This is a genomic window from Thermoanaerobacter ethanolicus JW 200 (genome assembly GCF_003722315.1).
GTDB classification, from domain to species: domain Bacteria; phylum Bacillota; class Thermoanaerobacteria; order Thermoanaerobacterales; family Thermoanaerobacteraceae; genus Thermoanaerobacter; species Thermoanaerobacter ethanolicus.
The window spans coordinates 946,241-969,035 of record NZ_CP033580.1 but is presented as its reverse complement, the minus strand read 5'-3'; the positions used below and the strand labels follow the sequence as shown (position 1 = coordinate 969,035).

Genomic DNA, 22,795 nt, shown 5'->3' with positions numbered 1-22,795 from the left:
AAGAAGCTATAACCATCTACAGAGGTTATAGCTTTCCTAAATTTTACTTAATTACTTCCCTTTGTTTTACTCTCACTTTTACTTCTTTTCCCCCAATAAAATTAGGATAGTCAATGATTTTTAGTTTAATTGGATTGTCATAAGAAACGTTTGGTATCCTAATTAAAACTTCCTCTACTTTTCCTTCCCTTCCTCCATGAATCTCCTCCCCTAAAAAATGATATTTTTTCATAGATGAATCTTCAAATTCACTGTAAAAAGGACTATAAAGATTATTTGTATTATCTATTTTTTCAAGCGTAAATGTAAGCTGTATATCATTTTTATTGTACACTATATCATTTAACTTCAACTTTTCATCCGGTTTTTTTAAAATCATTTTATTCTTTAAATCTATAATTACCTCCGCCTTATCCTTATCAATTGCTTTAACTTTTGAAAAAGCTACATATAGTTCTTTTGGTTTTTTAAAATAATTACTTTGAAAATAAAGTATTATATTGTTGTCATCTTTTCTTGTGCCAGATACCCCATTACTTATTTGGCCAAATATATCTCCTTTCTCATCCACAATTCCTATATCCGGATAACCAAGTATTTTTTTGCTGTTTAAAGGGTCATAATGAATATAAAGAGCAATACGTGTAGGATAAATAATGACTTTTTCAAAAGTAATTTTTTGACCATCTATTTCCATTGTTCTATTTACAGCATAAACTTCTTTTAATCCCTTAAATTTATTTTTATCTATGTGAATAGAAAAGTTAAATGTATTGTATTTTAGGCCTTTAAATTCGATACTTAAATTTAATACCTCCGGTATGCTATTGTTATCTCCCGAAAAAGCAATATCTATAAAACTTCCTTTTTCTACACTATTATTATCAAAACCACTCCAGCTTAAACTTATTTCTTCTAAAGGTTGATTCTTTTCATTGTATGCTTCTATATTCTTTAGTTCCAGTGATTTTCCAGATTCATTTTTGATGGAATAAAAGATTATAATGTGACTTTCATCAACGATAATTCCTCCTATCGTCACTTTTACTCCATCATATTCTTTTGAAATATTAAGAGGCTGTATAAAATCATTTCTTACTGCTAGATCTAGGCCTTTATCATATCTAATAAGATTTACAATTGCTTCAAAACCCGGTATTTGGCTAACATACGCTGCCACACAGACAAAGGGGACGGTTCCTCTCATCTGAACAATTTAGAATTCAGACAAAAGGAACCGTCCCCTTTGTCTGAGTTTAAAAAATGTTGATATTATCATACATAAATATCTTGTACAATGAAAGTAAGAACAATAAATTTTAACCTCTTCCCGAGGAGGTCAAAACAGTTGGAATTCATAATAAAAAATGATACAATTTCAATTGAGCGATGATGAACGTTATTAACTATAAAAAGTTAAGGAGCTTTATGATATAATCAGAATTACAGTAATAAACTAGGGAAAAGAAAGATTAATGACCCCAACAAAGGGGTGGTAAAAAGCATGATAGTAATACAGGCTAAACTCATTTTTCTAAACCAACAAGACAAACAAATAGTATTAGACTTAATGAGAAGATGGTCCTCCTGCATGAGATTTACATACGGAAGACTCTTACAAGGTTATGATAGAAACACACTAAAAAGAGAGCTTCAAGGGATTTTTAACTTAAACTCAAGATACGTAGATGATGCAATAATGAAAGCAAAAAGCGCATTAGAATCTATCAGAGAATTAGGGAATAACCCAAGAAAAGTCATTTTTGGAGGAAGAGACTTATTTGGGAAACTTCAAAAGCGCCATATAAATGGGAAAGAATATCAAAAGCTAAAAACAAAGTGGCAAGAAAGAAGAAAAGGAAATCTCTATTCAAGAGGAGATAAAAGCAAAAAAGGTAATCTCAATACAAGGATAGAAGCAAAAGAAAATGGCACTTTTTTAAGGATAAATGTAGGGGAAAGAAAATATGTATATGCGAAGATACAGGCAGGATGGAAGAAGAATAAAAACAGAGAAGGGATACTTCAGGAAATTCCCAAATCAAACATACCCTACTCTGTAGAATTAAAACTTAAAAACAGCAGTATATACGCCTATTTTGCTATTGAAGAAAAATATCCAGAGATAAAAATAACAAAAGAAAAAGGAGCAATAGGGATAGATATAAATGCATATCCAGACAACATATCATGGGCAGAAACAGATGAAAAAGGTAATCTAATAAGCTATGATAAAATACCAATGCCAGAACTTGCAAGCGGAAATAAAGACAAAAAAGAATACTTCAGATGGCAGTATGCTCACAAGATAGTAAAAATAGCGAAAGAAAAAGGAAAAGCAATAGTAATTGAAGACTTAGAAATAAAAGAGAAAGGCAAAAGAGGAGATTTTTCAGGGAGAAAATCAAGAAGTGTCAATTCTCAAATTAAATCTCCAAAGATTTTCAAATTATAATGGCATTTTTTAAGTGCATAAAAGTATTTTTTCTCAAATTATTACAGCCTGATTAAAAATTTTTTTCACTTTTTAAGAGCATAACCGCCAAAATATGTTAATATCTGTTATTGGCAATTTGGGTTAATTGATGTATAATAAAAAATGAGAGTAGCGAAAGCTACTACTCTCATAAACTGATTTCATTTTGTGCCTGGTATATTACTTCTTCATCTATTTCTCTTAGCCTCTTAGAATACGCATAGAGTAAAGAAGCTGTTACCAGGTTATTTATTATCCTTGGGAGCCCTTTTGTTAGAGAATATATTGCCTCATATGCTGATGGTGTAAATATGTCATCCATCATTCCGGCTATTTTCATTCTTGTTTTTATATAATCTTGAATTTCTTCTTTTTTTAGCCCTTGCATTACATACTTTATAGAAATTCTTTGCCTTAGTGCACTGTTTACATTCAAGGCTAGTTTGTTTCTTATGTGTGGTTGTCCTGAAAGTATCAATATATAGGGGTTTTGAGAATCCATATTAAAGTTAAATATTATTCTCAAATCTTCAAGAACATCATTAGAAACCAGTTGTATTTCATCTAATATTATGACAGGAGTTATCTTCTGGCTATAGTAAAGTTCTGTTATCGCTCTTTGTATCTGGTGAAAGAGCGTTACTTTTTTGTATGAGGGTGTTTCGCCTAAAATCATAGCCAATGCTTGATAGAATTCTCTCACTGTGAGTGTAGAAAGGGCAAAGTAACATGGTTTAAATGTAGAACGATTGAGGCTTTCAGCATATTTTCTTAATGCGGTAGATTTGCCTGAACCGGCCTCCCCAACGACAAGTCCTATACCCCTTGTTTCTTGTAAATATTTTAGCCTGGCATTTAATTCAGCAATGTCTTCACTTATGTAAAGGTCGTTTACACTTATCTCTTTAGAAAATGGATTAAATTTCATTCCAAAATATTGGGTAAACATTGTAAACACCTCTTTTTTTAATCAATGATATCATTAAAGGATATTACTGGGGAATTAGGTTTTGCCGCAAAATCCACAGTATCTTCATTTTCGCTTACAACCTTTCTGTCTTCGATATATTCTACAGGAATTTTAGCATTATCATGAAAATTTACCTTATACGCTTCCCCTACTTTTTTGCCTTCATGAAAAAGTAGAAGGGGTGTATTATCCTTAAGCCACTGCGGGTCATATCTGACTTCTAAGCGCATACCTTTAAACTTTTCTTCTGTTTCATAAAGTATATTTTCCACTTTAAGTGTAGCATCTTTGTTTACTTTACGATTTACTCTTATGAGAAAACATTCATTCAACATATCTATGTCTTTATACATATTCACTCTTGATATTTGAGACATAGACTTGTGCAAAATTCAGAAGCCTTAATTTAAGCCATTCTACAGACATACTTTTTTCCTATCACTCTTGAATTTTTTATCTTTTATGTAGGATTTCCCCTCCCATTTGTCGAATTATTATATATACACTATAAAAAATTTTTTAAGAAGGAGGAAATCCTACATGTACCAGCTTCAATTGCTTTTAAATATACCTGAACTCTTTACCTCTCAGTCTAAAATTGATTTCTATTCTTCTATGTTTGAAAATCTTGACCTGTCTTCAATACCTGAATTCCCTTCCTCTAATCCTGGCCGTAAGGGTTATTCTCATCATGCACTTTTTAGAGCTTTTATTGTCATGAAAGCTGAAAGATTCGGCACAATTTCTGACCTTTTAGATTATCTCCGCAATAATCTTATCATTGCTCATCTTTGTGGCTTCGACATTTCTAAACCTCTTCCTTCTTATTGGACTTTTCGCCGTTTTATTAATGACTTCTCTCATGATTATTTGACCTCTATTTTTCAAAATCAGGTCAATATCCTCAAAAATATGGGTATTATCTCCGGTGAGTTTATTTCCATGGATTCTACCCCTATTAAAGCTAACACTAAGTTAAATAACCCTAAGTCTTTTTCTAAAAATAAATTCTCTAAAGATAATCAGCCTAAGTCAGATAAGGATTGTAAATTAGGCGTTTATTCTGCTTCTAACGATTCTTCTAATAAACGCTATAAGTTTTATTGGGGCTATAAAAATCACATTATTGTTGATGCTATCTCTGGTTTACCCATCGCTGAAACTACTACCCCCGCTGATGCCCCTGATTTTGAAGCCGCTTTATCTTTGCTTGAGAAGACTAATAAGTGGTTTAACCTTAAGTATGTTAATTTTATTGCTGATAAAGGCTATGATGTTAAGAAACTTTATAATTATGTTAGAAATATTCTCCACGGTCATTGCTTTATTCCTCTTAACAAGCGTAATTCTAAAAATCCCCCTCTGACTGATGATGGTTATATGGTCTGTGAAGCGGGTATTAAAATGCTTAAAGATGGCAAGCAATATTTTGATGGTTTTATTAAGCAAAAATTTGTTTGCAAGTTCTGTAATTCTAAGGATGATTCTGCCTGCCCTATAAATCATCCTAAATATTTTAATGGCAAAAAGCATAGAGGCTGTACTAAGTATGCTATTATATCTTCTGATTATAGGTCCTCTATTAATAGAGACTCCCTATATTTTAAGGCCGTCTACAAATTGAGAATTGAATCAGAAAGATATAATTCCCGCTTTAAAGCTCTGGATTTTGAAAAGGCTTATGTTAGAAATATTAATTCTGTGAGCAACCTTAATACTTTTGGCCATATTACTTTGCTTACTGTCGCTATTGTAGCTATTAAATTGGGCAAATATGATGAGTTTAGATCTCTTGTTGCTTTGATGCAATCGGCCTAATTTTTATTGAATCTATTTCATGCCATTTTTTAACATTTGACTTCTACAGGATATTTATGCCCTTTTTTAGCTCCTCTTTTTGTCTTTTCTTTTCCCTTACCACTTCCTTTATGTTTGATTGTCAGTGTTGATTACTATATATTGTATGTCATACATATTTTGGTTTTTGTTCGTGATTATTTTAATTAATTTTGCACATCCCTATTGAGACATGAAAAAATCTAAAGGACTCATGCCAATACTGCTGTGTTCTTTTCGGTTGTAATCATTCTCCAACCATTTAAAAAACATCATATTAAGCTCATCTATACTCTTTATGGATGTAGGATCTATTGTGCTTAAAAATCTCATTCTCACCGTATGAAAGAATCTTTCTATTTTCCCTTTTGAATGAGGTGAAAAGGGCTCAGCATGAATAAGAGATGTACCTAATGATGCACATATATATTCAAATTGAGTGCTTCTATATATCTTTCCATTGTCAGTGTAGAGCATTTTGGGTATTCCCCTTCTTAGCACTGCTTCTTTAAATGAGTCTCTTAAAGCTGAAAAATTCTGGGTATAGTAAAAGCGAGCATAGGTACACAGCCTGGAAGCATCATCTATATATGCAATAAGGTACGTTTGTCTCTTTGTTTTACCTTCTTTAATATATGGCCCATACATGACATCAGTCTGCCACAGTTCATTGATGAATTCATGGGAAAATCTCTTTGTTTTACCCTCTTTTTCTTTATCTAAAGATTTTACAGGAATGTTTTTCAAAAACCTATAGAATGTCGAAAGGGATACTTTATCCGGTGATATTATTCCCTCTCCTATCAATGTCTCATAAAGAAGTTTGTTTGGCATTTCAGGATGTTCAAGCTTCTTTTGCTTTATTTTCTCTGAAAGTTCAAAGTCTATCTTTCTGTATTTGCCTCTGTCGCTTCGATAACCCGGCTTTAACGCTTCTATACCGCCTCTTAAATACTGATATAGCCACCCTCTAAGTGTCTTGGGAGTATATCTTCTCATTCCAAGATAAGGTATCTCAATAGGTTTATCGGAAAGAGCATCAAAATATTCTTTCTGATTTTTTACCTGTCCGTTTAACACCGGACTTATCAGTGAAAATCTCTTTAATGCTATAGCTTCTCTCGCTTTTTCATCAAGCATTTATATGTTCCCCCTTCACTTTTTTGATTTCTTAATCGTAATTTTAGCTCATACCTGGGGGACATTAAAGGAAAAAGTTATGTTGCTAAGAAAAAATCAAAATTTTTATTTAAATCTTTCAGGTTTAATGCTAGAATTATGTGAGAGAGGCCAGAAATGATTTTTGGCAATGAGCATAAAACCGTTGGGAGAAGAGTGGTACAATGCTTATTATGTCCAAAATCTCTCTGGCCCTCTCTCTTTGTGAGTCAGTCTCAGATAACTTTATGTAAGGGTTTATTTGCCTTAATCCGTATATGATAAAACTTAAATTATTCATTATCCTTTTGGTGTAAAAATATATATGCTGTCTTGAAAATAGTATGGTGGGAAAGTTTCTTTTTAAGTCACTTATGAAAGAACTGAGAGTTTTTTCTCTTGTAAGTGTCTCTTTTAAAGACTTTACAATCATATTGAAAGAATACTGAAAATGGGGAAGACAGAAATCAGGAAGGTAGGAAAGAGTTCTTTTACACACAGGACATATATATCTTCTTATGGCTATTTTTATACAGTTAGGTCCATCTAAATAGTAACGGTAATAAAACCCGTGCTTTTTTAGTTTTACTCTACACTTGCAATCGGGATAAGGACATCTATCTGGTGGGTCAGGAAAATTGTAATCTTTACCTTTATGTAAATATTCTTCAATGTTATCAACATGGAAAATTATTTGCATAAGTAACCTCTCCAATTAAAATTAATGCTAAAGGAATCTGAAAAAATTTTTTTAAATTCCTTTAGCATTAATTTTATCACAAGATTATTTAATCTGAAAAATTTTATCGGTTTTGGGCTAAATTAATTTGAGAAATGACAAAGAAGGATAAGACATAACTTTAGCTACAAATCACTTCTTTCAAAAATAAAAACACTAGCAAAAAGAGAAGGGATAGAAGTAATAGAAGTCAATCCTTCTTACACCTCAATAATAGGGATGTTAAAATATGCACCGCAGTATATGATAACAAAAGATATAGCAGCAGCCTATGTAATAGCAAGAAGAGGATTGAGTAAAGAAGAAAAAATACCAGGCAATTATATAAAGTTTCTCAATGCATTGACTGTAGATGAACTGGAAGAATTAAAAGAACATGTAAAGAAAACAGTCAAAAACATACATTTAAAGAAAAAACATTTAAAAGAGATAAACAAAGCAATAAAACTCATACAAAGCCTTGAGAGTGAGCCAGGAAGGGGGCTAGAACCTCTGGATGGAACAAGTTTTAGTACCTATGATTTCTGGCAAGTTCTCAAGGTAGCGGTGGTAACTCCACTCTCTCCTGAAAAGGTGCTAAGAGACTTCTCTCCCCTGAAGGAATTACTAATTCAGGGCAAGTGGGGAGACCCGTAAGGGCGTGAGTTCCTGCTTCTTGGGGCAGGGGCTATGGCTTTCCCAAATACCGCCTGCTGGGGCTGGAAAAGTCTGAAGGGCGGACTACAAATACCCCAGCTATCTAAACTGTACAGTTTTGTACAGTTTGGGTAACCAGGGAGAAAAGATGTTTAAATTCAACCTTAAAAATCTCATCTGGGCAATATGAGGGCTTGTTCTACTCACAGTGGCTGTATTTTTTATAGTCAACTGGCTTGTAAATTCAAAAAATAGCACCTCTAGTGAAAATGCGTAAGTCCATAAATAAAAAGACCCCGCGTAAGAAGCAGGGTCTTTTGCTTTATTTTTCCAGTATTTTTATCAGGAGGTTAATACTTGCCTCCACATCATTTTTATCCACCATTTCTGAAACGCTGTGGACATACCTTGTGGGAATAGAAATCACCCCTGAAGGTACTCCCCCTCTTGAAAGGTGAATTGCCCCTGCGTCAGTACCCCCAAATTCTAGAATCTCTAACTGATACGGAATATTGTTCTCTTTCGCAGTTTCAATCATCATATCTCTTACAGAAGGGCTCACAATTATTGACCTATCCATCACCTTTATTGCTGCGCCTTTACCGAGAGCTACCGCCATTTTCTTCGCTTTAGGAGTATCTCCCGTTGCTGTAACATCAACAGCAATAGCAAAATCAGGATTAATACTGTAAGCGGCTGTAGTAGCTCCTCTCAAACCTACTTCTTCCTGCACTGTGAAGACAAAATACAGCTCATTTTCTGTCTTCACGTTTTTTAGCGCTTCAATCGCTACATAACAACCTATTCTGTCATCAAAAGCTTTGGAGACTAACCTATCTCCAGCTTCTACAAACTCCCCTACAAAAGCCCCACTATCTCCTATTCTGACAAGCTCTTCAGCTTCTTTTTTATCCTTTGCTCCTATGTCTATATAAAGCTTTTCTAGTTTAAAATCCTTTTTATCTTCCAAATGTTCTACTCCAATCACTCCTACTGTACCATTTTTAAACACAACTCTTCTTCCCACCAGATGCTCTACATAAACGCCACCTATCGTTGTAAACCTCAAGAAGCCTTCCTCTTCAATATGCGTAACCATAATGCCTATTTCATCAGCATGAGCAGCCACCATTATCTTTTTGCCCTTTCCCTTTTTCACACATATCATGTTGCCCATTGCGTCATGAGTAATTTCATCGCAAAAGCCTTTGACTTCCTCTTTTATAATCTCAAAAACCTTCTCCTCATTTCCCGAATGTCCAAAAGCCTGTGTTAGCTTTTTTATAAGTTCCACATTTACACTCATCCTAATACCTCCTCAATATTTTTAGTCACTAAGTCTACAAGTTTAACTGTATTATCAAAGTCATTCAGATTAGCTACAGAATTGAAGGAATGAATATACCTGCAAGGTACAGATATAGCTACCGTCTTTATTCCTCCCTTTGTAAGGTGAATTTTCCCTGCGTCATTACCACCGCTAGCTATTCTTCTAAACTGATAGGGTATCTTATTCTTTTCTGCTATCTTGACGATTTTATCGATAATCTTTCTATCATACAAAGTAGTTCTATCCATAAGTGAAATCGCTGGTCCTTTCCCTAGTTCTGTAGAAACCAAATGAGGTTCTGAATCCACAACATCTGCAGCGACAGTGCCTTCTACCACTATTGCAAAATCAGGATCTACATTGTAAGCTGCTACACCTGCGCCTCTTAAACCAACTTCTTCTTGAACTGTAAAAGCTGCACAAACAGGATACTCATATGTATTCTTCAGAATTTCTATCAGCACGTTACAACCTATCCTATCGTCTAAAGCCTTTGCCTTAACGTATCCATCCCCCAAAAGTTCAAAATTTGATTCAAAGTAGACATAGTCACCGGGTGAAACGTGCTTTAAAGCTTCTTCTTTAGATGCTGCTCCAATGTCTATATAGAGTTCATCAAAGTCAAGAGGTTTTTCCTGCTCTCCTTTTTTCTGAAGATGTATAGGTTTTGCACCTATTACCCCGTTTATCTTCTTCTCCCCTACCTTTACTGCTTTGGCTACCAGAATACGGTTGTCAACTCCGCCCACAGGAGAAAAACTCAATGTCCCGTCTTCATTTACAGACTTCACCATTAAAGCAACTTCATCCATGTGAGCAGCCAGCATCACCTTTGGCTTTTCCTTTTTCCCTTTTTTGCAGGCTATTAAATTTCCAATTCTGTCTACATAAAGCTCATCCACATAAGGTTTTACTATTTCTCTTATTTTCTCTCTTACCTCTTTTTCATCTCCAGAAGCACCTAAAAGCTCAGTTAACTCCTTTAATAACATAAATGTCCCTCCAATTCCTCAGGCGGCAGATTGGCAATATAGTGTGCCAGCAGTCTGCCGCTTTCTATTATGTCTTTCATATTAGCAGTTTCCACAGAAGTATGCATGTACTTCAAAGGTATTGACACAAGCCCTGTAGGAACTCCTTTTTTTGACACCTGGATTGCCCATGCATCAGTGCCTGAATGCCCAGGAAGCGGCTCTATCTGATAATTTATATTGTATTTTTTAGCTATATCTACAAGCCCTTTATATACAGCAGGATGAATATTAGGCCCCTTCCCAATCGCAGGCCCTTTCCCTACCTCTATGTCTCGGCTAACTCCCCTCGCTTTCGCATGAGTCACATCAATCGCTATAGCTATATCAGGTTCAATATTGTAAGAAGAAGTCGTAGCTCCTCTTACTCCCACCTCTTCCTGAAGAGTGGCTACAGCATATACGTCGTGATAATGGTACACCTTCTTGAGCTCCTCAAGGCATACTGCCATCACCACAACCCCTGCTCTATCGTCCAAAGCTTTTCCCGAAACATTCTCATTCAAAAGCTCTTTAAACTCCCTTTTTACGGTTATTATATCTCCAATACTTACAAGCTTTTCTACCTCCTCCTTTTGAAGTCCAACATCCACATACATATCATCTATTTTTATAGCTTTTTCCATGTCCTCAGAAGACAAAAGATGTGGTGGCTTACTTCCTATAACTCCCAACAAATCCTTTTTACCGTGAACTATAACTTCTTGGGAAGGAAAAGTCCTCTGATCAACCCCTCCTACTGTTGTAAATTTTATAAATCCTTTCTCATCAATATCTTTCACCATAAGGCCTATTTCATCTAAATGAGCTGCTAACATCACCTTGTACTTGCCTTTTGTGCCCTTCTTTTTAAAAATAAGATTGCCAAAATTGTCTTCTTTAACTTCATCTGAAATTGGCTCAAATTCTTTTTTTAAGAGGTCATAAATTCCTCTCTCATGCCCAGAAACCCCGTAGCTTTCACTAAGCTTTTTTAATAAACCCTTATAATCCATTTTCTACCCCTTCCCGTATAGTTTTATTAAACCACCTTCAAATTTTAATGATTAACCTCTACAAGTTTATTATTTCTACATAGATCTTTAAATTCCTTCTTATTTTTTCTAGCTTAAAAATTGTTTTAATAATTTTTTAAAACTTATTGACAAAAAAGTTTTATAGTGTTATATAATTATATAACACTATAAAACTTTGGGAGGTCATTTTATGAATCAAAATTTAATTGAAACTATCGTATTTTTAGCGTCCTTTGTAGCTTTACTAACCGGTTTTATTTTCCTATTCTCAAGCAAAACTTCTAATCTCACAATTGTAAAAACTTTTAAAGAGAGCATTACTTTAAGAGTAATAGCATCAGGGATAAGCGTTATAATTGCTTGGCTTTCTCCATGGATTTCTTTAAAAGTATTGCTTTTTATTTTATCTTTTGTACTTTTAATAAGTATCTTCCCTATAAGAAAAGGGCTATCTTCTTCACTTTCAATTGTTTTACTCGTATTATTTATAATGGTAATTACCGTACCAATTTTAGGAATGGGTTTATTTTTTACTAATGTTAAGACAAAAACTATAAAAGACAATGGTACAAAAATTGATATTCCAGGTATTCATATTAATATTCCTCCAATAACTATCCCAAATAGTTCTAATGAAATTTCTGACTTACGCCCTCATGAAAATTTTCTGCCGGATAAATCAATTTCAGTAAAAGACATAGATAGCATATCTATTAAAGTCTCCTCAGAAATTGAGTTGGAACTTGTTGAAGGCGATACTTTGTCTTATCCTTCTCGATTAATAGAAACCGGAGATAATAAAGTTTTACATTTAGAAGAATTTTCTCCTATAAAAAATTCTACTTATGTTATAAAATTAGGTACATCACTTGCAAAAAACCTTGATATTGATTGTACATCAGTCAAGATAATTGGTAGTGGAAACATTAAAGACATTCATATAAACTCTGTTGAAACTACAATAAATGCTGATATCGTATCAGAAAATAACATTTATATAAATACTGTTGGTTTTGACTTGAATGGCAAATTAAAAGGTAAAAACTTAAATCTCAATACTACAGGGAGTAACATAAAAGGAGAATTAGATTTTGATAAAATCATATTAGACGCCACTGGTGTAAATATTGATATAAAATCAAAATTTAATAATTTTAATATAAATGCCACTTCTTTAAATGGAACACTTGAAATTTTAAATACTCCTGATGAAACTGGTGAATTTTATATAGATGCAACAGGCGGTTCTTTAAAAATTATAAACAAAAGCAAAGCTCCTATCGACATAAAAAATTCAGGCCTTATAAAATTAATCAGAGAGTGATGGTGCAAAATGCTAAGAAAAGTAGATAAACACAGTGGAGTGCCTGCATATTTACAAATAGTAAACATGATAAAATCAGAAATTTTATTAGGTAACCTTCAAAAAGGCAGTCAACTTCCATCTGTCAGAGATTTACAGGTGATATTTGACGTAAATATAAATACAGTTATAAAAGCTTTAGAAAAATTAAAAAACGAAGGATATATAGAGTCAGAGCAAGGCATAGGATATTTTATAAAGAAAGACATTGATGTAGAAGAAGGTGTAATAAAAATTATAAGAGAATGTGTCACAAAATTGAAAAACAGTCGTATAGACTATTATACTTCTATGTTAATTTTTGAGGAGGTCTGGAAAAATGAATGAAGTGATAAATAAAATGGATATTTATATACAGAAAGAATTAAAGGAGAAAACTGTAAGAATACTTTTTCTTACTTTTCTACTATTCATACCAGTAATATTAATCAAAACAATTGCACTTTTGTTTTTATCTGCCACTTTTATAGTGTATGATATAAGACATCAAAATGCAGAACTTTTATACTTCCTACCTTTTTCTAAAAAAGAATTGTTCCTTTACAATCTCATTTTCTTAAGCCTCGTTGTGATTGTAACCTCTGCTATTGAAGAAATATTTTTAGGAGTCCCTTTTATAAATAAATTTGAGCCTATTTTGAGAAGTTTAATACTTTTACTTGCAATATTTGGACTTCAAATGACTTTTTCAGGCTTTGAGATGGATGGATTAGGTTGGAGCGCTTTTATAGTTTTCTTAGATGCACTTTTCGGATATATGGGCACAACAGATATTAATAGCTTTGCCTTCAATCCTTACAGCCTGATAAGTTTTACTCGGCAGGGAAATTTACTTCTATCCTTGATATACTCATCCCTCATTTGTCTCTTGGGCTTCTGGTCATATGTAATAAAAGGCGGTGAAAATTAATGTACACATTAGAAGTAAAGAATCTAAGTAAACAAATTGATGGAAAACAAATACTCTCCAATGTAACTTTTAAAGTAGAAGAAGGAGAAATAATGGCACTTGTGGGTCCAAACGGTGCAGGAAAAACCACAACATTAAAATGCATAATGAACGCAGTAAAAAAGGATTCAGGCGAAATATTCATATTCGAAAAGCCTTTTCACCCTTCTATAAAAAAAGATATAGCGTTTGTTACAGAACACAGAAAAGTCTTTAACAACTTACAACTGGGAGACTATTACAAACTGTACAAAACTCTGTATCCATCATGGGATGATATGTTTTTTAAAAACTTTCTCTCCCGATATGGCTTTAACTTAAACGAAGAGATGCAAAAATTCTCAAGGGGTCAAAAAACCCTTATATTAGCGATATTAGCTTTTTCAACAAATGCAAAACTCATAATACTGGATGAGCCTACACAGCACCTTGACCCGGCTGCTAGGTTTGAACTTATAGAAATAATAAAGCAATACGTCAATGAAAAGAAGGGCACTATTTTACTTTCTTCTCATGAAATATTTGAATTAGAAGAATACGCAACAAGTTTTGCCATAATAAAAGATGGAAAAATACTATATACAGATTCCATTGATGAAGCGAAACAAAAACACAGAATAGTTAGCCTAAATGAAAACATAAAAGGGGCAAAAGTAATCGCAGTAATGAATAACGAAGTTTTAGTACAAACTGAAGAAGATATAGGTGAATATCCCCGCTTAAATCAAATAATTGTAGGCTACCTAAAAAGTACCTAATAAACAAGGTAACAATAAGAAATTTAAATTGATTTTCCTATAAAACATCTATTTGATTCTCCCCCTCTGAGATGTAAATCTAGCTCAGAGGGGTATTTTCACAGTTGGTGTACCAATTTATTTTTAAAGCTATTTCTTACTTCTTGCTGACTATAAAAATCAATGAATATCCTGCTACCACAGATAGTGCATTAATAACATGTCCTAGTACATAAGAAAGGTCCAATAAGATGGGATAAAAATACAAAAAAACTACTGCAAATAAGGGTAAAATAAAAGCCAATAGACATTTATAATTTATCATCCAATTCCCTTCTTTCTTTGTTTCACTTAAAAAGAAAGGAATTGTTAATAATATTCCTAAAACGAAATAAAAAATTAGATTACCCCACACAAGTATTATTTGGTTGTATGTAGCTTCTGAAATACGGATTATCTTTTGTAACAATATGTTACCTACGATTAAATAAATATATATTAACAACTATAGATGAGAAAATTCACTAACATAAATTACCATAACAAACTTATATGAAAAAATTTAATAAAAATAGAGACAAATGCTCGCTTCTATGGTATTAATATGTTGTTACCCTATAACAATATTAATCATAGGAGTGGAGCAAATGTCTCATAATAAAAGAATAACAGAAAATTCATCAATAATCCAGTACTTAATGAAATTAAATTTTGCATTATATTTTACTAAACCTGTTATTCGTCATATTTTAGAATTTATAATTGCTGCCACTCAAAAAGGTTATAGTGGTACTGTTACAGATATAGTTAATTTAAGCCTTGCTAATTGCCATAGAACCACGTTTGGCAAATTCTTAAGCCAAGGTGTTTGGAATATAGAGTATGCATGGAGAGCTATAAGGCGAGAAGTTATTCGCATTATATTTGAATTATCCCAAACTAGCAACAAGCCGATATTTGTGATTTTTGATGATACTATTGCTGAGAAGACAAAGCCTTCGTTACAGGCTAAACATACTATCCAGGCAACAGGATTCCATCAATCACATTTAAAAGGGAAGCAAGTTTGGGGACATCAACTTCTTACCATGATGCTATCTTGCGGCAATGTGGTATTACCTTACTGCATTGAGCGCTATGAAAAAGGTGGCAAAAGCAAAATCGAAAGAATATGTGAAATGGTATCTATGCTTCCAATACCTAAAGGACCAGCATATGGACTATGTGATTCATGGTACATAAACAAAAAAGTAATAGAAGCACATTTCGAAAGAGGATACCATCTCATAGGAGCATTAAAAACTAACAGGATTATCTATCCACAAGGCATCAGAATTCAGATAAAAGATTTTGCCCAATATATCGAAAAGAACGAAGTTTGCCTCGTTACAGTAAACGGTTCTAATTACTGGGTATATCGCTATGAAGGAGCCTTAAATGGCATAGATAATGCTGTAGTAGTATTGTGCTGGCCTGAGAAAGCTTTTAAAAATGAAAATGCTCTACATGCATTTATCTGTACTGATACTGAATTAGATACCGAGACTATTCTAAATTACTACAGTCAAAGATGGCCTATAGAAATATTCTTTAGGCAGACAAAGAATAATCTTGGACTAAATACATATCAAGTACGATCAACAAAATCAATAGATAGATTATTATGGCTTATATCATTGACATACCTGTATTGTACGACTTCAGGCGACGAATATTGCAAATTTGGGCAAGGAATAAAAATGGTACGCAAAGAAGTACAAAAGCAGCGTGTTCAATGGCTGTATGAGCGAGCTAATAATAAAGTACCTATTGATGAAATTTTAGCAGAACTACAGTTAGCATAGGTGTAGTGCATCTATTTTATGGTAATATTTGTTATCAATTTTTCTCATCTATAGTTAACAATATAAAAAACATCTTAAACTCTACATTTTCTTCTTTCATTAACACTCTCCCTTTCTTTTATTTTTATAAAAAAGAATACCTCTGTGTTATTGTAATACTTTTCAATTCTTTTAATTTAATATCAATTTACATATCCATTATTTAACATCAACACTCATTCACTACTAGTCTCCCTATGAAGTGTTACCCATGAAGTAGAAACATATCCATGCAAAATATCCGTTCTTACAGGTAGCCAACCATAACTTGAAAGATCATAGTAATAATAGTTTGATGTCGGATAAAAATATTTTGTAGAAGTTAAGGTTATGTGTTCGTATCCAAAGGACATCTGGTTTAAAAGGCGTTCTAGTAAAAGGTAAAGGTTTTATATTTTTTCTCATTGCTACTATTATCAATTGATATTTTTTAATATTTTGTAAAATTTATACATTTTTAAATCTTAGTGTAAAACCTCTTAAGTATTCTTTACGGTTATTATAATATATATTTTTTCCAACGTCTATAGAGCAATAGTATTATAAAAAATTTTTTCATTCCCCTCTCCTACCTCTACAAAATCAATCTACTCTGAAGCCTCTAAACATATCTTTATATTTTTCATCAATCGATATTTTAGCCTGTTTTACATATTGATCTATTATATTGTCAAAATACTTTTTATACTCATTTTGCACCTCTATGGTCATTTTATCCGTTTTCTTCAATTCCCCATTTTTAATTCCTTCATTGATTATCGCATTGTACAGCTTATCAAAAAGCAACATTCTTTTTACATTGTATCTCTCATAATCGTTCCAGTATTCCTCATATGTCATACCACTTGCAGAAATTAACTCTTTCAATTTTCCCTCCGCTTCAGGAAATTCTTTAAATTGTTGTTTCTCTTTTTCAATATATGAATTTATTTCATCTTCAGATACCTTTAGATTGTATTTCATAGCAAGATATTCTTTTACTTTCTCTCTCACCAATTTATTTAAAACAAAATTATTTATATCGTTTACCTGTCCTTCCGATGCGAATGTCAATCCCTTACGCAATTCAAATTCGTTTTTATATATCGGTATACCGTTAGCCTCTGCAATCACATCCCCTTCATTGACTTTCAATTTGTCTTTATTACCCTTTAAAAAGCTGCCTACTTTTTCAATAATTTTATCAAACTGTGATTGATTTGGCCCATCCCCTGCACTAACTCTCGAGACTGACAATCCAAGGGCAATTATACTCAATGATAAAACAATGGCAAAAGCGATTAGTAAAAAAGTTTTTGTTTTCCTCATTGCACCTACCTCCAAACAAATATTAATCCTTCCATTCCTAATTTATTTTATTTTTTACTTCGCCTTATCTGATAGATTCCCAAAAAGACTGTAAATAATCCTGTACAATAGAGTTATCGAAAACATCGTATGTATACCCATTTACTATAATTATTTTTTTATTATCTTTATCAAAAGCTATAAAGCCGTTCTCTACATGAGAATAAAAATTTATTACATAATAAGAAAAATCTATTTTTCCTTTTACCGTGCTGCTCATTTTATATTTGTATCCTCTTAACCATTCGGTTAATTCTTTAATTTTTTCTTTATCTTCTGTTATTTTTGGTTGCTCATTTCTTAATATCTCTACTTTATAAACATTATCAAGATTAAATCCAATGGCTTCATCAATGGTCTTTACTCTATATTCATACAGATTTTTAGCCAAAATAGCGATAAAATAAATTATTACAATTAATACAATAACTCTTATTTTTCTATACATTCTGTTCTCATCCTCCTCATTTTCTCCTTATACACCAATTGAAATTTTAAAACTTCTTATCCCACGTATAACCGCCATTTTCACTGTAAAATAAATTTGTCCCACCCGATGTTGAAGCTAAAGCCCACACTGTTTTATTATCTATAAATTGAATTTGAAATGTACCTTGAGGAATATTTAGCTTTTCCCATGTATTTCCTCCGTTATTTGTTTTAAATAATTCATCTTCAAATAAAACATACCAGTTTTCTTCATCTACTACATAAACCTCTCTGGGGGAATTCTTGGATACAAAAGAAGCCTTCTCTTTCCAACTATTCCCATTATCCTTGCTTACTAAAAACACTTCCTCAAAATCCCCTCTCACATCATCAAATGCAGATATTGGCCAAATGATTTCACCATCAACAAGTTTAAGAGAATATACAGAAATATATTCTTCATCAAATCTTGAAAGCAGTGGAATAATTTTTTTATTCCATGTATATCTTCCATCAGTGGTCATGTATAAACTAGATTTTCCTGGTTCACACCTTTCCACTGTAATAAAACCCGTTTTTACATCAGGCAAAAAAACAAAGCTCTTTTTCTCCCCTTCATATGGAAGTGGATTAGGAGATGCTGAAGTACTGTTAGGCAATTCTCCTTCGTGAATGAGAGTCCATTTATTGTTTATTAATTTATAAACATCCACAGGCACATTCCCAGACGCAGGCCCATATTCCTTAAGGGCCCAACCTTGATATTCTCCACCGGAATTTATAAAAAATAATTTACCCATACCAAAAGGCACTTCATCAGCATCCCAGTTTTTACCTCTATCTTCCGTCTTATAGAGAGTCTCATTAGAATAAAGTATCCAAGCATGATCAGAATCCATAAAAAACCATTCACGAATGTCACCTATGGCAGAAGTCGAAGCAGTCACCCATGTAGTGCCTCCATCATTTGTAATAAATACTTTATTTTCTCCCATATTTTCTCCAATAGCCCATCCATTATTTCTATCTATCATTTGGAAATATTGAAAATTAGGAATTAGTTTGTGAAACGTATTACTCTCCTTAACCTCTCTTTTTGTTTGGCATCCGCCAAATAACAAAGTTAAAATTATCAAAATTACAAGAGCTTTTTTCATTCCTCACCAAAACCTCCCATAAATTCTTCTACCAACATTATACCATTATTTCGTTTGTCAGATATTACAAATTGGTTACAAATTATTAAATTTTTATTAATTCCCCTTAATAATTTGCTTAGAAAATAGCCTTAAAGCTCCATATTTCGCAGCAGGCAGTAAATAAAACAAAGAAAAGAGCATTGAAAAAATGAGAGAATTTTTAGGAGAAGATTTCTTAGATGGGTTGTAAATTAGCATATAAAACTCTCTTTAATAGGTAGAAAGGTAAATCGGCCGATTAGTCCTTGAAAAAATAAATAATAGAAGGAGGTGGAATCTTATGAGTACCGATCTTAAAAATACAATTTTCTCAGTAAACATATTTAATACAAATACTTCTCAATGGGAAAGATATACTCTAAAAGGATTAGAACCAATGCCAAAAGCAGAAAATTTATCAGTATACGAATTGGCAGATTATAGCTCTGATTTTGATAAATTATATACTACTTATATTTTTACAGATACAAAAACACTAAATCAATGGAATAACTATAGAAAAGCAATAGGAACTCCTATACGTATCACCCGCGCATATTGCTCTGTTAAACACAATAAAGATTTAGCAAGTAAATATCCTGGACAAGTAGCAAAATATTCTCAACATATGGCAGGAAAAGCATTTGATATGGTCCCTTATTACGGAAATATAACATTAGAGCAAATGTATAAAATTGCTCTATCCTATTGGACTTTCGTTGAACCAGATTATAGCAGTCATGTTCATGGTGATGCAAGAGATCCAGGTTCACCATATTATCCAATAGTTCAATACGGTAGTCAAAATGTTTATGTAGCAACTTGCCAGGATGCACTATATTACAATGGTTATCTCACACTTACTGATATAGATGGAATTTTTGGAGATATTACGAAAAACGCAGTTATAAAGTTTCAAAAAGACCATAACTTAACACCTGATGGAATTGTTGGTTCTCAAACTTGGTCTGCATTGCTACCTGATACCTAAACTAAAACTCCCTCACAATTAAAATGTGAGGGAGTAATTTTTTATAATCTCGTACCTGTATCTACCCATATAAATTCCTTGATTAGATTTTTAGCTATTGGATTAAACATGTCTGACGATTCAAGAGTAGGATGAATAATAATATAGAAATATCTCCCTTCATGCTCTCCTAAAACTATAACTCCATAAACTCCATTCCTCTGAAATATCGCCCAATTAAAAATCTTTTGCTCTTCTTTAAGCTTATATTTGTTTGCAAGACCTTTTACTTTTTCAATTGCATAAGATTTATCTACATTTCTCGGCAAAAAAGTTATTTCAATATAGTCATAGTCATGAAGAAATTGTCCATTTATTATTTTTGAAGTTTCTATACGCACAGTTGTGCTTCCATCTCCAAAATTATTAATACTTGTTTCCATGTTTTCCGGAATATAAGTTATAAAACCAGGTGATAATTTAGAACAATCAAAAAGTGTATATGAAACTTTATAATCCACACCTTCAATAGTCGCAGTCTCTTCCTTGCTTTTAGGAAGTTCACTAATATTTATTTTGTTTGTTTTTTTTCACTAAAATTTTCTTTTGTTTTAGACACAGGAGGTATAATGCTTTCTGAGCTGTCTTTATCAGTTTTTGTGATATTAATATAGCAGCCACTCAAAAATAATATTACCATTAAAATAATGAGAAGTTTTCTCATCCAGACTCACTCCTTAAAATATATGTTTTCATTAATTTCAAAATTTATCATCTATATCTTTCCAGCATCATCAATAAGAGTTAAGAGAAACAATTAATATTAAAATTACGATATTGATTGTTATATCTTATTAGCCTTTAGCTACAATAAGCCCAATCCCCTATATCTATTGATGGTATATAACCCATTCAAGAAAACTTTTTCTCTGAAACTTTCTTAAACCCAGACAATATTTCTCTTTAATTAGGTATAAATTCAGTCTTACCATTAATCCAATCCAATTTGGTAATAAAATACCTACTCGAAACCACTGAACAGTCAGGATATCTTTCTGGTTCTACTGTCAACTTTATTTCAAAAGCTAATGTTGGTGAATTATTATCATAAGGACCATAATATGCCTTAACATTATATACCCAATAATAATTACTATAAGAAACTTCTTTAATTTCTATTTTTGTTACAGGTGTAGAAGGACCTATTATTTCAGGTTTTATTTGCCCCCTAATTTTGGGACTTAAAAACAAACGAGCAACAGCTCCATTTCGATCTTGCAAGGCATGGGCAAAGTTTTCTACAAAATGCTTAGGAGTTTCAGCTGTTCGCAAATAATTGCTAATCAAATCCGTTTCTACTTTATCACTAAAAGAAATCGTAACAATTCTGTCTTGTTTGTCCCACTTCACCTCTGCCCCTACGGCTTCAGCTACCCACTTAATTGGCACCATTGTCCTTCCATTGATAATCTGCGGTGGCACATCTGGCTTAATTTCACTACCATTGACAATCAATTTGATTGTACTATTCGCAAAAGCAATTACGGTAAAAAACGACACCATTAGAATAGCACTAATAACCAATACCAACCTCTTTTTCAATAACATCTACCCCATTTTTAATATTTCCCTTTCCAAAATATTTCTACCATCATTATACCATTATTTCGTTTATCAGATATTACAAATTGGTTACAAATTATTAATTCTTTCTTAATCTCCACGTATTACCCCCATCTATTGTTTCATAAACTAAAATATGTTTTTCTAATTTATTATCTTTATTAGGCCCATAAAGTTCCAAAATTAATTTCCCCTGTTTATTATCAGCAAATACAGGTACATTTGCAGATGAAAGATAACAATTCTTATAAATCTCAGGCACAGATAATTCTATTTTTGACCAACTTTTCCCACCATCTGTTGTTCTAAAAAGCAGTGGAGCAGGACCTAAGTTGTTTGAGATACTAATCCATCCATTATTTTTGTTGTAAAATTTCATATTTGAACGATCTGCCGCACTATAAATCCCATCATAGTTCTTTTTGCCTGTTATATTCACATTTTCCCACGTTTTACCTCCGTCATTGGTTTTCAATAAATAATTTATCTGCATTCCTGCACCATTCATTGTGGTCAAAATCCAACCCTCTTCAGGAGTAACAAATTGAAGAACTGATATAGCTTCTCCATATTTGCCGATTTCAAATTTAAATATATCCCAATGTAAACCTCCATCTTTTGTTTTAAGTATATGTAATGTTTGGGGGACAATCCATGCTATCCACACATTATTATCCATAAAGTAAGGTACTATATTCTCAGCATCTTTATAAGCACTCTCAGGAATTTTATTAACGGGGATATAAATTTGTGTCCATGTTTTACCCCCATCATCACTTTTATACAATTGCAAATCCTTCAAGGATGAAATCTTATTATCTTTGAAACTCCATCTCCATTTTTCATTTTGGATATCATTAGGAGTAACATCTTCACTTACATTTTGGTTGGGGGGCTTTGCTAAATTATCATGATTTTTGACATTAATCTGGCACCCACTAAAAAATAAAGTTAAAATTAACAAGCCAATAAATATTTTTTTCATACTTACTCCTCCTAAAACTTCTTTAACAACATTATACATCCAGTTGATCTTTTTGTTGTTACATATAATATCTTCCCTCTTTGAAATTTTTATCATTTTATGTTATCCTTAATAAATAAATCTAAACACAGTGCTGTAC

General features: G+C 32.5%; 21 protein-coding genes and 4 pseudogenes. 9 read left to right on the top strand and 16 right to left on the bottom strand.

Annotated elements, in window-relative coordinates; translation table 11 throughout:
* Positions 1-43: 43 nt before the first annotated feature.
* Positions 44-1,180, bottom strand: coding sequence for a DUF4179 domain-containing protein (locus tag EB239_RS04795; protein ID WP_318261443.1), 1,137 nt, complete (start codon positions 1,178-1,180; stop codon positions 44-46).
* A 324-nt stretch (positions 1,181-1,504) separates the two neighbouring features.
* Between EB239_RS04795 and EB239_RS04790 the strand changes: the two are divergent.
* Positions 1,505-2,416: pseudogene (locus EB239_RS04790) on the top strand (IS200/IS605 family accessory protein TnpB-related protein); the annotation flags it as partial.
* Positions 2,417-2,624: 208 nt separating this feature from the next.
* Here EB239_RS04790 and EB239_RS04785 read toward each other — a convergent pair.
* A complete protein-coding gene (locus tag EB239_RS04785; protein WP_003870666.1) occupies positions 2,625-3,425 on the bottom strand; it encodes an ExeA family protein in 801 nt (266 codons plus the stop codon).
* Positions 3,426-3,442: 17 nt separating this feature from the next.
* Positions 3,443-3,823: pseudogene (locus EB239_RS04780) on the bottom strand (Mu transposase C-terminal domain-containing protein); the annotation flags it as partial.
* A gap of 163 nt (positions 3,824-3,986) precedes the next feature.
* Here EB239_RS04780 and EB239_RS04775 point away from each other — a divergent pair.
* Positions 3,987-5,264, top strand: coding sequence for a transposase (locus EB239_RS04775; RefSeq protein ID WP_003869272.1), 1,278 nt, complete (start codon positions 3,987-3,989; stop codon positions 5,262-5,264).
* A 204-nt stretch (positions 5,265-5,468) separates the two neighbouring features.
* Here the strand turns inward: EB239_RS04775 and EB239_RS04770 are convergent.
* Positions 5,469-6,422: pseudogene (locus EB239_RS04770) on the bottom strand (IS481 family transposase); the annotation flags it as partial.
* A 136-nt stretch (positions 6,423-6,558) separates the two neighbouring features.
* Positions 6,559-7,140: a DUF6431 domain-containing protein gene (locus tag EB239_RS04765; RefSeq protein ID WP_129545099.1), complete on the bottom strand. Its 582-nt coding sequence runs from the start codon at positions 7,138-7,140 to the stop codon at positions 6,559-6,561.
* Positions 7,141-7,281: 141 nt separating this feature from the next.
* Here EB239_RS04765 and EB239_RS04760 point away from each other — a divergent pair.
* Positions 7,282-7,815: pseudogene (locus EB239_RS04760) on the top strand (IS200/IS605 family accessory protein TnpB-related protein); the annotation flags it as partial.
* 322 nt (positions 7,816-8,137) lie between these two features.
* Here EB239_RS04760 and EB239_RS04755 read toward each other — a convergent pair.
* The 3 genes from EB239_RS04755 to EB239_RS04745 are packed head-to-tail and all read right to left on the bottom strand — an operon-like array spanning position 8,138 to position 11,171.
* Positions 8,138-9,121 (bottom strand): M42 family metallopeptidase, encoded by a 984-nt coding sequence (locus tag EB239_RS04755; RefSeq protein WP_003871442.1) that lies wholly within the window; start codon positions 9,119-9,121, stop codon positions 8,138-8,140.
* Entirely contained in the window at positions 9,118-10,137 is a 1,020-nt protein-coding gene (locus EB239_RS04750; protein WP_003871441.1) for a M42 family metallopeptidase, read from the bottom strand. Before EB239_RS04750 ends, EB239_RS04755 begins: the two co-directional genes overlap by 4 nt.
* Positions 10,128-11,171 carry a M42 family metallopeptidase gene (locus EB239_RS04745; protein ID WP_003871440.1) on the bottom strand — a complete coding sequence of 348 codons (1,044 nt, stop codon included), beginning with the start codon at positions 11,169-11,171 and terminating at the stop codon, positions 10,128-10,130. The genes EB239_RS04750 and EB239_RS04745 overlap by 10 nt, the downstream gene beginning before the upstream one ends.
* Positions 11,172-11,382: 211 nt before the next feature.
* On the opposite strand from EB239_RS04745, the gene EB239_RS04740 reads away from it, so the two are divergent.
* From EB239_RS04740 to EB239_RS04725, 4 genes are read left to right on the top strand one after another with little or no spacing between them, the layout of a single operon-like run.
* Positions 11,383-12,516, top strand: coding sequence for a hypothetical protein (locus tag EB239_RS04740; RefSeq protein ID WP_003871439.1), 1,134 nt, complete (start codon positions 11,383-11,385; stop codon positions 12,514-12,516).
* 9 nt (positions 12,517-12,525) lie between these two features.
* Positions 12,526-12,882 carry a GntR family transcriptional regulator gene (locus EB239_RS04735; protein ID WP_003871438.1) on the top strand — a complete coding sequence of 119 codons (357 nt, stop codon included), beginning with the start codon at positions 12,526-12,528 and terminating at the stop codon, positions 12,880-12,882.
* The gene (locus EB239_RS04730) at positions 12,875-13,465 is read left to right on the top strand and encodes a hypothetical protein (RefSeq protein WP_003871437.1); all 591 of its coding nucleotides are present in this window, start codon (positions 12,875-12,877) and stop codon (positions 13,463-13,465) included. Before EB239_RS04735 ends, EB239_RS04730 begins: the two co-directional genes overlap by 8 nt.
* Entirely contained in the window at positions 13,465-14,262 is a 798-nt protein-coding gene (locus EB239_RS04725; protein WP_003871436.1) for an ABC transporter ATP-binding protein, read from the top strand. Before EB239_RS04730 ends, EB239_RS04725 begins: the two co-directional genes overlap by 1 nt.
* A gap of 136 nt (positions 14,263-14,398) precedes the next feature.
* Here the strand turns inward: EB239_RS04725 and EB239_RS04720 are convergent, their stop codons facing one another.
* The gene (locus EB239_RS04720; RefSeq protein ID WP_050984256.1) at positions 14,399-14,746 is read right to left on the bottom strand and encodes a hypothetical protein; all 348 of its coding nucleotides are present in this window, start codon (positions 14,744-14,746) and stop codon (positions 14,399-14,401) included.
* Positions 14,747-14,888: 142 nt separating this feature from the next.
* Here EB239_RS04720 and EB239_RS04715 point away from each other — a divergent pair, with 142 nt between their 5' ends.
* Entirely contained in the window at positions 14,889-16,085 is a 1,197-nt protein-coding gene (locus EB239_RS04715) for an IS701 family transposase (RefSeq protein WP_003869480.1), read from the top strand.
* Positions 16,086-16,706: 621 nt separating this feature from the next.
* Here the strand turns inward: EB239_RS04715 and EB239_RS04710 are convergent.
* The 3 genes from EB239_RS04710 to EB239_RS04700 form a co-directional block, all read right to left on the bottom strand.
* The gene (locus EB239_RS04710) at positions 16,707-17,432 is read right to left on the bottom strand and encodes a SurA N-terminal domain-containing protein (RefSeq protein WP_003871102.1); all 726 of its coding nucleotides are present in this window, start codon (positions 17,430-17,432) and stop codon (positions 16,707-16,709) included.
* A 64-nt stretch (positions 17,433-17,496) separates the two neighbouring features.
* Entirely contained in the window at positions 17,497-17,919 is a 423-nt protein-coding gene (locus EB239_RS04705) for a hypothetical protein (protein WP_003871101.1), read from the bottom strand.
* 46 nt (positions 17,920-17,965) lie between these two features.
* Positions 17,966-19,057 (bottom strand): beta propeller repeat protein, encoded by a 1,092-nt coding sequence (locus EB239_RS04700; RefSeq protein ID WP_003871100.1) that lies wholly within the window; start codon positions 19,055-19,057, stop codon positions 17,966-17,968.
* Between the two features lie 322 nt (positions 19,058-19,379).
* On the opposite strand from EB239_RS04700, the gene EB239_RS04690 reads away from it, so the two are divergent.
* Positions 19,380-20,069, top strand: coding sequence for a peptidoglycan-binding protein (locus EB239_RS04690; RefSeq protein WP_003871099.1), 690 nt, complete (start codon positions 19,380-19,382; stop codon positions 20,067-20,069).
* Positions 20,070-20,110: 41 nt separating this feature from the next.
* Here the strand turns inward: EB239_RS04690 and EB239_RS04685 are convergent, their stop codons facing one another.
* The 4 genes from EB239_RS04685 to EB239_RS04675 form a co-directional block, all read right to left on the bottom strand.
* Positions 20,111-20,569: a hypothetical protein gene (locus EB239_RS04685; RefSeq protein ID WP_003871098.1), complete on the bottom strand. Its 459-nt coding sequence runs from the start codon at positions 20,567-20,569 to the stop codon at positions 20,111-20,113.
* Positions 20,570-20,619: 50 nt separating this feature from the next.
* Positions 20,620-20,772 (bottom strand): hypothetical protein, encoded by a 153-nt coding sequence (locus EB239_RS14930; protein WP_003871097.1) that lies wholly within the window; start codon positions 20,770-20,772, stop codon positions 20,620-20,622.
* Positions 20,773-21,011: 239 nt separating this feature from the next.
* A complete protein-coding gene (locus EB239_RS04680; RefSeq protein ID WP_033426650.1) occupies positions 21,012-21,656 on the bottom strand; it encodes a copper amine oxidase N-terminal domain-containing protein in 645 nt (214 codons plus the stop codon).
* A 94-nt stretch (positions 21,657-21,750) separates the two neighbouring features.
* Positions 21,751-22,656 carry a YCF48-related protein gene (locus EB239_RS04675; protein ID WP_318261442.1) on the bottom strand — a complete coding sequence of 302 codons (906 nt, stop codon included), beginning with the start codon at positions 22,654-22,656 and terminating at the stop codon, positions 21,751-21,753.
* Positions 22,657-22,795: the final 139 nt, after the last annotated feature.